Source organism: Corynebacterium sp. HMSC27B11 (genome assembly GCF_001815985.1).
Lineage (GTDB): Bacteria > Actinomycetota > Actinomycetes > Mycobacteriales > Mycobacteriaceae > Corynebacterium.
Window position 1 is genome coordinate 1 of record NZ_KV823555.1, and the last position, 13,175, is coordinate 13,175.

13 protein-coding genes and 1 tRNA gene are annotated in these 13,175 nt (G+C 62.2%); 10 read left to right on the plus strand and 4 right to left on the minus strand.

The window, feature by feature from the left end:
- Positions 1–43 precede the first annotated feature (43 nt).
- Together HMPREF3097_RS04505 and HMPREF3097_RS04510 are read right to left on the minus strand one after the other, a co-directional pair.
- The gene (locus tag HMPREF3097_RS04505) at positions 44–727 is read right to left on the minus strand and encodes a response regulator transcription factor (protein WP_070759077.1); all 684 of its coding nucleotides are present in this window, start codon (positions 725–727) and stop codon (positions 44–46) included.
- Positions 728–758: 31 nt separating this feature from the next.
- Entirely contained in the window at positions 759–1,931 is a 1,173-nt protein-coding gene (locus HMPREF3097_RS04510) for a sensor histidine kinase (RefSeq protein ID WP_070761275.1), read from the minus strand.
- Between the two features lie 172 nt (positions 1,932–2,103).
- On the opposite strand from HMPREF3097_RS04510, the gene phoU reads away from it, so the two are divergent.
- From phoU to HMPREF3097_RS04540, 6 genes are all read left to right on the plus strand, one after another.
- The gene (gene phoU, locus HMPREF3097_RS04515; RefSeq protein WP_070761277.1) at positions 2,104–2,823 is read left to right on the plus strand and encodes a phosphate signaling complex protein PhoU; all 720 of its coding nucleotides are present in this window, start codon (positions 2,104–2,106) and stop codon (positions 2,821–2,823) included.
- 245 nt (positions 2,824–3,068) lie between these two features.
- A complete protein-coding gene (pstS, locus tag HMPREF3097_RS04520) occupies positions 3,069–4,178 on the plus strand; it encodes a phosphate ABC transporter substrate-binding protein PstS (RefSeq protein ID WP_070759080.1) in 1,110 nt (369 codons plus the stop codon).
- Positions 4,179–4,331: 153 nt separating this feature from the next.
- A complete protein-coding gene (pstC, locus tag HMPREF3097_RS04525; RefSeq protein WP_070761279.1) occupies positions 4,332–5,297 on the plus strand; it encodes a phosphate ABC transporter permease subunit PstC in 966 nt (321 codons plus the stop codon).
- Positions 5,298–5,301: 4 nt separating this feature from the next.
- Positions 5,302–6,501 carry a phosphate ABC transporter permease PstA gene (pstA, locus tag HMPREF3097_RS04530; RefSeq protein WP_210398528.1) on the plus strand — a complete coding sequence of 400 codons (1,200 nt, stop codon included), beginning with the start codon at positions 5,302–5,304 and terminating at the stop codon, positions 6,499–6,501.
- Positions 6,502–6,651: 150 nt separating this feature from the next.
- Entirely contained in the window at positions 6,652–7,431 is a 780-nt protein-coding gene (gene pstB / locus HMPREF3097_RS04535) for a phosphate ABC transporter ATP-binding protein PstB (RefSeq protein ID WP_012360694.1), read from the plus strand.
- Positions 7,432–7,624: 193 nt separating this feature from the next.
- The gene (locus tag HMPREF3097_RS04540) at positions 7,625–8,626 is read left to right on the plus strand and encodes an LLM class flavin-dependent oxidoreductase (RefSeq protein ID WP_070759083.1); all 1,002 of its coding nucleotides are present in this window, start codon (positions 7,625–7,627) and stop codon (positions 8,624–8,626) included.
- Here the strand turns inward: HMPREF3097_RS04540 and HMPREF3097_RS04545 are convergent.
- Together HMPREF3097_RS04545 and HMPREF3097_RS04550 are read right to left on the minus strand one after the other, a co-directional pair.
- On the minus strand, positions 8,553–9,740 hold the full coding sequence (locus HMPREF3097_RS04545; RefSeq protein ID WP_210398529.1) for an AbrB family transcriptional regulator: 1,188 nt from the start codon (positions 9,738–9,740) through the stop codon (positions 8,553–8,555). The genes HMPREF3097_RS04540 and HMPREF3097_RS04545 overlap by 74 nt on opposite strands.
- Positions 9,741–9,753: 13 nt before the next feature.
- On the minus strand, positions 9,754–10,032 hold the full coding sequence (locus tag HMPREF3097_RS04550; protein WP_012360697.1) for a DUF3618 domain-containing protein: 279 nt from the start codon (positions 10,030–10,032) through the stop codon (positions 9,754–9,756).
- 115 nt (positions 10,033–10,147) lie between these two features.
- Here HMPREF3097_RS04550 and bcp point away from each other — a divergent pair, with 115 nt between their 5' ends.
- From bcp to HMPREF3097_RS09940, 4 genes are all read left to right on the plus strand, one after another.
- A complete protein-coding gene (bcp, locus tag HMPREF3097_RS04555; protein ID WP_070761281.1) occupies positions 10,148–10,636 on the plus strand; it encodes a thioredoxin-dependent thiol peroxidase in 489 nt (162 codons plus the stop codon).
- A gap of 87 nt (positions 10,637–10,723) precedes the next feature.
- Positions 10,724–10,805 (plus strand) — tRNA-Leu (locus tag HMPREF3097_RS04560).
- Positions 10,806–11,427: 622 nt separating this feature from the next.
- Positions 11,428–12,000, plus strand: a complete 573-nt coding sequence (locus HMPREF3097_RS04570) for a TetR/AcrR family transcriptional regulator (protein ID WP_070761291.1) — start codon at positions 11,428–11,430, stop codon at positions 11,998–12,000.
- Complete coding sequence (locus tag HMPREF3097_RS09940; RefSeq protein WP_070761286.1) at positions 12,000–12,362, plus strand: DoxX family protein; 363 nt, start codon at positions 12,000–12,002, stop codon at positions 12,360–12,362. Before HMPREF3097_RS04570 ends, HMPREF3097_RS09940 begins: the two co-directional genes overlap by 1 nt.
- The last annotated feature ends 813 nt before the right edge of the window (positions 12,363–13,175 follow it).

Consider the following 13,175-nt stretch of genomic DNA (forward strand, 5'->3'; position numbering starts at 1 on the left):
CTCCAAGATCCCGTCCGCATCCCCTTTTGCTACTTAACCCTGCCTAGGCGTTGAACTTATAACCCAGCCCGCGCAGGGTCACCAGCAGCTCCGGCTTCGAAGGATTCTCCTCAATCTTCGTGCGCAGCCGCTTGACGTGGACATCCAGCGTCTTTGTATCGCCGACGTAGTCCGAGCCCCACACCCGGTCGATCAGCTGGTCACGGGTCATCACCCGCCCGGCGTTGCGCACCAGCATCTCCAGCAGCTCAAACTCCTTCAGCGGCAGCTGCATATCCTCCCCACGTACCGTGACCACGTAACGGTCCACGTCCACGCGCACTCCCCCGGCCTCCAGCACAGTGCTGCCACCCTCCGATCCCTGGGCCTGACCACGGCGCAGTACCGCCCGGATACGGGCCAGCAGCTCACGGGAGGAATACGGCTTCGTCACGTAATCGTCCGCCCCCAGCTCCAGGCCGACGACCTTATCGATCTCCGTATCCTTCGCCGTCAGCATGATGATCGGAACCATGGACTTCGCCCGGATCGCCCGGCATACCTCCGTCCCCGGCAAGCCTGGCAGCATGAGGTCCAGCAGGATGATGTCCGCGCCGTGCAGCTCAAACATCTCGACAGCCTTCAGGCCGTCCTCCGCGATCGAGACGTCATACCCCTCCCGCTCCAGCAGGTAGGACAGCGGATCGGACAGGGACTCCTCGTCCTCAACCAACAGAATCTTCGTCATTTTCCTTATTCCTCTCTCACGTACCGACGGCCTAGCCGCCAGCCACTACTTCGCTGGACGCTGCGTTGTCGTACCGCCGGTCCTCATGTGCGAGCGGCAGGAGAACCGTGAACGTCGAACCTTCACCCTGTCGGCTCCAGACCTTGATCTTGCCGCCATGAGTGGCGATGATGTGCTTCACGATCGACAGCCCCAGGCCGGTACCGCCGGTGTTGCGGGAACGCGCCTTATCCACCCGGTAAAAACGCTCAAAGATGCGGTCCGTCTCCTTCGAGCTCATCCCGATGCCGTGGTCCGTCACGATCACCGCCACGGAATTGCCACGTCGCTCAGTACTGATGCCGACCTCGGTGTCGGCACTGGAGTAATTGACTGCGTTATCCACCAGGTTGCGCACTGCCTTAGCCAGCAGATCGAAGGAGCCCTCTACCCGCAGGTCGGGGCTTAGCGCGACGTTGATCGTGATGTTCTTGGATTCCGCGTTCGTCCGTGCCCGGTCGATCGCCTCCTCCACCACCTCGGCCACCTCAATGACAGCAGAGGACTCGAGCCCCTCGTTGTCCTGGACCTGGGAGAGGTCGATGATCTCCTGCACCAGGTGGACCAGCCGGGTGGATTCCTTCTGGATCTTGCCCCCGAAGCGGTGCACCGCCTCCGGGTCATCGGAGTAGTCCGTCACGGCCTCGGCCAGCAGGGAGATCGCACCGATGGGGGTCTTCAGCTCGTGGGATACATTGGCCACGAAATCCCGGCGCACAGCCTCGACGCGGTGGAACTCCGTCTCGTCATCGCACAACACCAGCACATAGCCCTTACCCAGTGGGGCGACGCCCGCGTGCAGGAAGCGGCGGGAGTATTCGTTCGCGTCGTGTTTAATGACGAAGTTGACGTCCTCGTAAATACGACGATCCGCCACCCGGGCCACCGTCTCCTGCAACTGCGGTGAACCAAAAGCTGGACCGTCGACCAACCCCAGGGCGTAGGCCGCGGTGGAGGCCTTGATCACCTCCCCGTCCGAGTCAATGACGACAGCGGCGCTGGGAAGTGCAGCTAGGACCTCGTCCATCCCCGCTGGCAGCCCGTCGTCCGGGTCCTCTTCGACGACCTGGCGGCGACGCCCCACTGCCCGAATAACGAGACTGAGCACAACACCTAAAACAACGCCGACCGCACCAGCGATAAGCGAAATGAGCAACACATCCACGCCCCCACTCTAAACTGCAAGCAGGCGGCTGACCACGGCGCGGGTGGGGCTGAGCGCAAGGTTTCGTGTGGAATTCACACCACTGAAACTCCGAGTTCACCTCCGGCTGCAAGCCTCGTCTTTGATTGCCGTGGGTCTCGCCCACACTGGATTTGTACAGAAAGGACCTCGAGTGCGCGAAGTCTTCCGCAACGAACTCGAATCTATCGCAGACAGCCTCGTCGAAATGGCCGAGAAGGCCACCTCCGCCATGGAAAAGTCCGTGGAGGCGCTGCTGAATAATGACCTGGAGCTGGCACAGCAGGTCATCAGCGATGATGATTCCATCGACGGCATGCAGGCCGACCTGGACCAGCGCTCCGCAGAAGTCCTCGCCCTGCAGGCCCCAGTCGCCGCCGACCTGCGCGTGGTTATTTCCGCGCTCAAAATGTCCGTGGCTATCGAGCGTATGGGCGACCTCGCCCGCCACATCGGCTCCCTGGTGCGCATCCGTTACCCGGAGAACGCCCTCCCGGACCAGTTCCGCGACGTGTTCACGCACATGGGCACCACTGCCGTGCGCATCGGGCGTGCCCTCGTCCAGCTACTCACCGAGCCGGGAACCTCCGCCGTCCCGATGATCGCCGCTATCGACGAGGAAATGGACACGCTGCACCTGCGGGTGTTCACCATCATCGGCGAGCTGGCCCGCAGTGAGATCTCCCCGAGCCAGATCGCGGATGTCACCCTGATCTCCCGCTACTTCGAGCGTTTCGGCGACCAGGCGGTCAACGTCTCCCACCGCGTGGAGTACCTGCTGACCGGCAGCTTCGAGCCGACGCTCGCGAGCATGTACGACACCCAGAGTGGTCGCAAGCCACTGACGGACACCCCGGAGGGCGAGCAGAGCTAAGCTGCGCCCCAGACGCGGCAGCACGCGCCGCAGCGAACTATTTCTGGCCCGGGTTTTGTTAACTAACCCGGGCCAGAGGTGCCTTCAAAGCAAAACTGTGGGGTCAAAAATAACCCCTGAACTGCAATAACCAAAACTTCACCTAAGGTTCACTTAAAAAGGAGCCGGTCGTCACTCGCGCCTTTTATCTTTTCATTCGTATCGGGGAAACCCCGCACGTAGTTGAAAGAAGAAAGGCCCCTTAAGTGAAGCTCAACCGCCTCGCTCCAGCTGCAGTCCTGACTGCAGCCGCTCTCACCCTGACCGCCTGCGGCGGTAACTCCGCCACCGGCGACCAGGAGGCTGGCTCCGGTAACGACGGCCAGCAGGTCTCCGGCAGCCTCGTCGGCATCGGCGCGTCCTCCCAGAAGGCCGCCATCCAGGCGTGGACCACCGACTTCTCTGCTCAGAACTCCGGTGCGAACATCAACTACTCCCCGGATGGCTCTGGTGCCGGCCGCAAGCAGTTCCTGGCAGGTAAGGCCGACTTCGCTGGCTCCGATGCCTTCATGGATGAAGACGAGATCTCGCAGTCCAAGAAGGTCTGTGGCGAGAACGGCGCATTCGAGTTCCCGGTCTACGTCTCCCCCATCGCCATCGCCTTCAACCTCAAGGGCGTGGACAAGCTGAACCTCGACGCTGCCACCGCGGCGAAGATCTTCGCTGGCAAGATCACCAAGTGGGACGACCCGGCGATTGCCGAGCTGAACCCGGAGGCAGACCTCCCGGACACCAAGATCACCGCCGTTCACCGCTCTGACGAGTCCGGCACCACCAAGAACTTCACCGACTACCTCAACAAGGCCGCTGAGGCCGAGTGGCCGCACGAGGCTGCCGAGGAGTTCCCGGCTGAGTACGGCGGCGAGGCCGCACAGGGCACCGACGGTGTGGTCTCCCTCGTCGCAGACACCGAGGGCGCGATCGGTTACGCCGACGCCTCCGCCATCTCCGACGACATGGGCAAGGCCGCCATCAAGGTCGGCGAGGACTTCGTCGAGTACACCCCAGAGGCTGCCGCCAAGGTCGTCGACGAGTCCCCGGTTGCCGAGAACCGCCACGAGGGCGACATCGCCGTCGAGCTGAAGCGCGACATCGACGCCGAGGGCGCTTACCCGATCGTCCTGGTCTCCTACCACATCGTCTGCTCCAGCTACGACAGCCAGGAGAAGGTCGACCTGGTCAAGGCCTGGGAGAACTTCGTTATCAGCGAGGAGGGCCAGCAGTCCGCAGCGGACAACGCCGGCTCCGCCCCGATCTCCGACGAGCTGCGCGGCAAGATCACCAAGGTCCTCGACCAGATCGAGGTCAAGAAGTAACAGCGCTGCGTCCCTGACGCTCGCATCCTAAACACGAGGCTGGGTTGGTCTTTCGAAAAAATCTCTCGAACGACCAACCCAGCTTCACGTGCGAATTAGCCATTTTGGTTTGCACCCCATACCACCCCTCACCCACCCCGCACAGGAGCTCTCTTGTCAGCTGACACAGCCACCGCTGCGCCCACGAAGCAGGCAAAGAAGGGAACCGTCGTGAGGCCCGGGGACAGAATCTTTTCTTTCCTCGCCCTCGCCGCCGGCGTCCTGATCCTCGCCATCCTCGCCGGTGTCGCGTTCTTCCTCTTCCTGCAGTCCACGGACACCATCAAGGCGTCCTTCGACGACCCGTCGACCATCGCCGGTGGCCGTGGCTTCCTCCCCTACGTATTCCCGCTGATCATCGGCACGTTGATCTCCGCGATCATCTCCCTGATCGTGGCCACCCCATTTGCCATCGGCATCGCCCTGTTCACGACGCACATGGCACCCCGCAAGCTGGCCCCGGTGCTGGGATACACGATCGACCTGCTGGCTGCCATCCCGTCCGTCGTCTATGGCCTCTGGGGTCTGGCACTGTCCAGTAGCTTCGTCCCGCTCTACGAGTGGTTCGCGAAGTACCTCGGGTGGATCCCGATTTTCTCCGCGGATGACGACGGCGCTGTCTCCCAGACCGGCCGCACCCTGCTCACTGCCAGCCTGGTGCTGTCCATCATGATTCTGCCGATCATCACCTCTCTGGTCCGCGAGGTCTTCCTGCAGACCCCGCGCCTGCAGGAGGAAGCGGCCCTGGCTCTCGGCGCGACCCGCTGGGAAATGATCCGCATGGCCGTGCTGCCTTTCGGTATCTCCGGCATCGTCTCCGCCGTGATGCTGGGTCTCGGCCGCGCGCTCGGTGAGACCATGGCGGTGGCCATGGTGCTCTCCTCCGGTGGCCTCATCGTCTCCCTGCTGCTGTCCGGTAACCAAACCATTGCAGCAGAGATCGCGCAGAACTTCCCAGAGGCAGCGGGCCTGCGCATGTCCGAACTCATCTCGATCGGCCTGGTCCTGTTCACCATCACCCTGGTCGTGAACATGACTGCACGCTGGATCGTCGCACGCACGACCGTCAAGGGGCACTGATCTCATGGTTGATAAGAAGAACACCGCGACCGCTGAAAACCCGCTCGAGGGCGCAGAATCTAGCGCCAAGGGCAACAGCAGCGCCTCGCACTTGGTCGTCAACCACCTGCCGAAGTGGGCTCCCTACGCCATCGTGGCTGGCTCCGTTGTTGCTGCGATTGCCGTCACGGCCCTCGTCTCGGATGGTTTCTCCATCGCCCTGGCAGCGTTCCTGGCCGGCCTGTTCAACCTGGTGGTGACCTTCGCCTGGTCCAGCGCCGTTGAGGGTAAGCGCAAGGCCGTGGACCGCGTGGCCACCGTGCTCGTCTCCTCCGCCTTCGCCCTCGCACTGGTGCCGCTGGTCTCCCTGCTGTGGATGGCCATCGAAAAGGGCGGCCCGGTTCTGATCGAAAACAGCTCCCTGCTGAACCGCTCCATGGAGGGCATGAAGGGCATCTACGATAAGGAGTTCGCGGCCGGCGAGTCCGAGCTCATGGGTGGTTTCCACCACGCAATCGTCGGTACCCTGCTGATCACCCTCGCCGCGGCGATCATCTCCATCCCGATCGGTGTGCTCTGCGCGATCTACCTGGTGGAGTACGCCAACGACAAGAAGTCCGGCGCGCTCGGCCGTGCCATCACCTTCTTCGTGGACGTCATGACGGGCATCCCGTCCATCGTCGCTGGTCTGTTCGCGTTCTCCCTGTTCTCCACGGTGATCGAGCTGTTCGCCCCAGAGAACCTGACGGCCGCCAAGTCCGGCATCTCCGCCGCCGTGGCGCTCTCCGTTCTCATGATTCCGGTCGTGGTGCGTAACACGGAGGAGATCCTCCGGCTGGTGCCCCACGATCTGCGCGAGGCCTCCTACGCCCTGGGGGTGCCGAAGTGGAAGACCATCATGAAGATCGTTCTGCCGACCGCGATCTCCGGCATCCTGTCCGGCATCACCATCGCCATCGCTCGTGTTATCGGTGAGACCGCCCCGATCATGGTCACCGCGGGCTTCGCCGCGAGCGTGAACTGGAACGTCTTCTCCGGGTGGATGTCCACCCTGCCGACCTTCATCTACGACTCCGTGACGCGCCCGACCGCACCTGGTACCGCGGCCATCGCGTCCACCGACCGCGCCTGGGCCGCAGCCCTCGTGCTCATCGTCATCGTGATGCTCCTCAACCTCGGCGCCCGCATCCTGTCGAAGGTGCTCGCCCCGAAGTCCGGCCGCTAAAGCTACCGGGAGATGTCGATCCCGGGCTCGACCCCGGGGGCAACACCCCGAAAAGAAGAACTTAATCACCCACGCCGAGCCGGCGACGTCCCAAAGAAACCGGCTCCCCGCCCACCCGAAGCGGTGCGCACACAAAACACTGGAGGAAAAATGTCTAAGCAAATCGACATCGAGGATCTGAACATCTTCTACGGCGATTTCCGCGCGGTCGAGGGGGTGTCCATGACCATCGAGCCGAAGTCCGTCACCGCCTTCATCGGCCCGTCCGGCTGTGGTAAGTCCACCGTGCTGCGCACCCTAAACCGCATGCACGAGGTCATCCCGGGTGCCCGAGTCGAGGGCAGCGTGAAGATGGATGGCAAGGACATCTACGGCGCTGGCGTCGACCCGGTCAACGTCCGCCGCGAGGTGGGCATGGTCTTCCAGAAGGCCAACCCCTTCCCCACCATGTCCATCCAGGACAACGTGCTGGCCGGCGTTCGTCTGAACAACAAGAAGCTCTCCAAGTCTGAGGCCGACGAGCTGACCGAGAAGGCGCTGCGCGGCGCGAACCTGTGGGAGGAGGTCAAGGACCGCCTCGACAAGCCGGGCTCCGGCCTGTCCGGTGGTCAGCAGCAGCGCCTGTGCATCGCGCGTGCCATCGCCGTGGAGCCAGAGGTCCTGCTCATGGACGAGCCGTGCTCCGCGCTCGACCCGATTTCCACCCTGGCTATCGAGGACCTGATCAACACGCTGAAGGACCGCTTCACCGTCGTCATCGTGACCCACAACATGCAGCAGGCCGCGCGTGTGTCCGACAAGACCGCGTTCTTCAACATCGCGGGTGCCGGCAAGCCGGGCAAGCTGATCGAGTTCAACGACACCAAGCAGCTGTTCAGCAAGCCGGATAAGGAAGAGACCCAGAACTACATCTCGGGCCGCTTCGGCTAAACCTGCGCTGGGGCTTCTTAAAGGGGTCTGTCGGGACATTCCCGGCAGGCCCCTTTTCCTATGCTTGCCCGGGCGCACGAACCGACCCCGAGCCCTAAGCTCGAGCGATAAATACTCGCACGCCCAGCCCAGCTGACGGGCTCAACCTCGGCGGCCACCCCGTCACTTGCTGCGCGGTGGTAAGACGGTGGTGATGACTAACTCGATTCACACCCCACTGTCCCTGATCGACTTCGCGCTGATCTTCGACGGCGAACGGCCCGGCGCCTCCTTCGAGCGCTCGGTGAGCTTCGCGCAGCGCGCCGAGCAGCTCGGCTTCAAGCGCATCTGGTACGCCGAGCACCACAACATGCGCTCCATCGCCAGCTCCGCGCCGGCGGTGCTCATCGCCCACGTCGCGGCGAACACCAACTCCATCAACCTGGGCGCGGGCGGCGTCATGCTGCCGAACCACTCCCCTCTCGTGGTCGCCGAGCAGTTCGGCACCCTCGCGGAACTGCACCCGGGTCGCATCGACCTGGGACTTGGCCGGGCACCTGGGACCGACCAGAACACCCTCCGTGCCCTGCGCCGCGACCCGCGCAATGCGGAGAACTTCCCCAGCGACGTCGCCGAACTCAACGGCTACCTCACGGATCGCTCCGTCGTCCCTGGGGTGCGGGCAGTCCCCGGCGCGGGGACGAACGTGCCGCTCTACATCCTCGGCTCCTCCCTCTTCGGCGCGCAGCTCGCCGCGAAGCTGGGCCTGCCCTACTCCTTCGCCTCCCACTTCGCGCCGGCCGCACTCGAGCAGGCGGTCAGCGTGTACCGGGAGAATTACCAGCCCTCCCCGGAGCACCCAGAGCCCTATGTGATCGCCGCGGTGAACGTCACCGCCGCCGATACCGAGGAGGAGGCGCGCGAGCAGCACAGGCAGGTCGGCCGCAAGCGTGTCCGGGAGATGGCTTCCCGCGGCGGGCGGACTTTTACCGACGAGGAGTTGGATCTGGTGATCCAGTCTCCCGGCGGTCAGCAGATCCTCGACATGCTGCGTTACACCGCGGTCGGCACCGGCGAGCAGGTGCGGGAGTACCTCGAGTGGTTCACCCAGCACGCCCAGGCGGACGAGCTGATGATTTCCCTCAACGCCCCGTCGGGTGACCAGCAGCGTCGCGGGATGGAGATCCTGGCTGACGCGTGGGGTCTGTCCTCCTAAGCCAGTCGATCACCGTGGGGGCCAGCGCCCCCGCGATGAGCATTACCAGGACGCGCAGGACCTGCACCACCGTCACCAGCGGATCGGAGCCCGAGTCGTGGGCGAAGGCCAGGACGGCGTACACTCCGCCCGGGACGGTGGCCAGGTAGGCGTCCAAAATATCGAAATCGCTGGTCCACGCGATGAACCAGCCGGTGGCCAACGAGCTTGCCACCATGAGCAGCAGCACGCCCAGCAACATCGGTAGTGCCGCGCTGAACTGCCGCAACGCGCCCTTGGTGAGGGTACCGCCGGCCTGGATGCCGATGATCGCATAAGCCAGGTTCACGATCAGACCTTCGGGGAGCACGAACTCCTGGGGCACACCCGCGGCGATCGCGGCCACGACCACGGCCATCGAGACAATCAGGTAGGGGCTGGGGATCTTAAACAGCGGTGCGGTGGCCTTCACGATCAGCCACACCAGTAGCCCGACGGCCAGCGCGCCCAGCACGCCCTGCCAGGGGGTGCGCCAGAAACTCCCCGCGGCAGCCGCGACCCCGTCCCACAGGCTTGGGTCCGCGGCACCGGCAGCGTCCGCCGCACCGGTGGCACCGACGTTGTCGGCGCCCGGCGCGTCCGAATAGGTGGACAACCACGCAACCAGCCCTGGCAGGGTGAACACGATCACCGTGAGCCGCAGGTACTGGGTCAGCGTGACGAACTGCACGTCCGCGCGCACATCCCGGGCGATCAGCACCATCCCGGAGGCCCCGCCCGCGAGGGTGGCCAGCAGACCGGTTGCGCCGTCCACCCCGTTGACGCGGTGCAGCAACCACGCCCCGAAGGCGCACACCACAAGCGTGACCACCAGGGAAAGCGCGGCCGGAGCCAGATAACTGGCCACCTGGCCGCCACTGACGGTAGCCAAGGGACCTGCGCACAACATCGCGATGAGCACCTGGGCGGGCGTCATCAAAAAGGCAGGGGGAATCGTCGCCCGGCCGCTGAACACGGCGTCGGCACCGAAAACAACGAGAAAAGCAAAAATCCACGCTGCGGGAACCCCGATGGCGGTGCACAGAAGTGCCAACGCCAGCGAGATCGCGCTCAGCGTGGAAATTCGACCTAACAAGCCGAATCTTCAGTTAGCGAGTGGAAGCGAGCAGGCGCTGGATCTCGCGGACCTGCTTCTTCTCCTTACGCTTGGAGGAAACGGTTGCGGCGACCAGCAGGACGACACCAGCGGCCACCCCTCCCAGCACCATCTGAACCTTCGGCTCGCGCAGGAAATCGGAGACCTGCCCACGAGCGTCATCTGCGAGGTTCTTCGGATCGGCGCGAAACGCGAGTTCGTCCAGCGTCTTGGCCAGCTGGTTGCGGGTGCGCTCAATGTCACGCTCGATAGCGTCGATACTCCGTGCCACGGACATACTCCCTAAAAGACGGTAAAAATCAGTCGTTTCTTCTGAACAATTGTAGAGGATACGCAGCCATCGTGTGCGAAAGCCCACGGCTAGGCATCCGCGTAGGCTGGGCGGCATGACGAAGAACAACGACACAGCAAACATCCGCCTCGCCGAGGGCGACGAGGCTCCGGGCTTCGCACTCACCTCTGACAAGGGTGAGACGATCGATCTGAAGGACTACCGCGGCAAGAAGGTGCTCGTGTACTTCTACCCACGCGCCAACACCCCGGGCTGCACCAAGGAAGCCTGCGACTTCCGCGACTCTCTGGCCCAGCTGAACGACCAGAACATCGATGTGGTGGGGATTTCCCCAGATAAGCCAGAGGCCCTGGCGAAGTTCCGCGACAAGTACGAGCTGACCTTCCCGCTACTCTCCGACCCGGACAAGGCCGTGATGACGGCCTATGGCGCCTTCGGCGAGAAGAAGAATTACGGCAAGCTCGTGCAGGGCGTGATCCGCTCCACCTTCCTCGTCGACGAGGAAGGCAAGATCGCCCTGGCCCGCTACAACGTCAAGGCCACCGGGCACGTCGCCCGCATCATGAAGGAGCTCGAGGCCTAGGACGTCGCCCCGGTGGCCGTTGCCAGTTCGGTTGCGGTCCCGCGACGTTGCTATAGTGTTCCTAACCGTGGCGGGTCACCGCCACCTGCGCCTGTGGCGGAATTGGCAGACGCGCTGGATTTAGGTTCCAGTGTCCTAGGACGTGGGAGTTCAAGTCTCCCCAGGCGCACTCGTCAACACCTCGTGACTATGCAGGTCACGAGGCGTTTTGCTTTCCGCACTCATTACGCCACGTGGTCAAAATTTCGCCCATTTTCCGCCCAGTTTCACCTAACCCCGTGTCGAAAAGATGCGACTAGTTGTCGAGAATGATGGACTGGTCCGCGTACCCCCGCTGCCGCCGCACCCGCATGACATTGGCCACCAAGGCGACAAGCAGTGACACGGCAGTATGGCGAAGGTCATGGTACGAGATAGCCGGCGGGAGAGATTCCCTGCCCGCATGTGCCACGCCATCGCCGGGGCCGTACTGTAGGCGCACCCACGGCAGGGTCGCGGTCGCCGTTTTGCCGGAACGGATCATGTGCCGGGTTGGGTCATCACACATAGGCAGTACCCACGTGATCGGCGTCCCCTGCCGCGAATGAGTCGCGGGATGAGCTCGCAGGATTATCGACCAAGCCTCGTCAATTCCTGAATCCATTGACTAGGGAAGCCCATCTAGCAGAAACATGTAGCCATAACTCCCCTCGTTGCACGCAGGATATCCGTCCGACCCCCGATAACAGTCATGTCTTCGGATACCCACGTCACTACTTGACCATAGATTGATGCAGCGATACGCTTTGAACGTGTTCAGTGAACAGGTTCAATCAAATCGTGCCACTCGAAAGCAGACGACACGCAATAAGGTCTTAGATGCCGCCTATGCCCTTTTTGCGTCAGCCGGGTACGCAGATACAAATGTGCGCGCCATCGCACAGAAGGCCAACGTCAGCGTTGGAACCGTTATGAATGTCGGGAGCAAGCAGTCGTTATTAATTCAAACCATCGGACATCGAATCACCATGATGCACGATGAGCTCCGCGGACAATCAGACAACCTTATCGACGTTCTCGCTCCGTTCCTGAAAATGTTTACTGGTCAGGAAGAACTATCAAAAGCGTATGGCGCCGCCCTAATTACCCAAGGAAACAACGGGGAGACACTCAACGAGCTTCGAACTCTCTTGGTAGATGAAATCGTTTTGCGCCTGGGCAACATGCTCCCTAAAGATGACGCTCAAGAGTTCGCGACAATCCTTTACAACATCTATCTTGGCTTACTTCTTGGCTGGGCGGCCGGTGCATACGACACTGACGAACTATCCATTCACGCCAACAGTTCCATCTCCCGTCTTAAAATCGCGTACGGAATAAACTAATGATTCTCGAATCTTCACCTGCTTGGCCCTCCATCATTCTTGCCGCCATTTTGTTCGGAGACGCGGCACTCTCGCTCAAACCCGCAGCATTCATCGAGGCCTGTCTCAGAGGAGTACGACTCCCCGCAGAGTGGTGGTGGACGCTTATCGTTATCAAGTGCCTAGCAGCAAGCGGGCTCATTATTGGGCTCTGGATACCAGGCATTGGAATAGCGACGATGGTTGGAGTCATCGCCTACTTCTGCACTGCCGCAATCGCACATATCCGAGCCAAATTTATAGGTAGCGAGTTTTGGGTGAATTGCTTAGGGATGCTCGCCATCTCGCTAGGCGCTCTAATCGCAACACTACTGATAGTCTGAGACCACCATTTGACCGATTGCATCCACCCATTGAGGAGCGCCGTTGCCCGCGCCGGGCGACCTACCGCGATTGTTGGGGACCCGCTGACCGCCTACCGCCTCGCCAGCCTGCCCAAAGGGCATGAGCAGCTTACCTGGGAACAGGAAGCGGCTACGGCTACCGCACTTCGGGTGCCAACAGCACGAGAAGGCCCCAGCCGATTGTGAACTGGTCCCGACAGTTGGACTGGTTTAATTCTAGGCGGTTAGGGGTTTAAGGGCCTGCTTCCGCTATTGCATCGGCGTCAGGTCCAGGTGACTTACAGTGCCGGTGTAGGAAACATAGGGCCTGCGCTGGTGGAGCTTGGCCCGAAGATCCATCTGGTGCATGAGTTTGTCAATCAGTTTGTGGTTGCCCACCCAGCCTGGCTACGTAGGTCAGGCAGGACCCTCATGTGGTCGTAGCGATGTTTGTTTCGCTTGAATCCCTCCTGGATCGCCTGCTTGAGTGCCGCGTGCGTGTCCGGCTTGCTGAGTCGTTTTGGCGGTAGAAGAATGTCGTATGGCGCATACCCACTGCTTCGAGGAGGTACTACCAGCGGTGTTGCGACGTGAGGATGACAATCGCCTGGACCTTCAGGCGCGTCCCTGGCTCCTCAAGTCCCGCAATTTTTTTAGATAAGCGCTGTCCGCTTCCAGTCGCGCTACCTGACGGCGCAGCTTGTCTTCCTCGGTGAGAACCTTCGGTGCGGCTGAGTCTTTGGGCCTGTTATGTCATTGACACCGTCGGTAGAGCGTGCGATGTGAAGTGCTCCGGGTTTTGTTCCTAGGCAT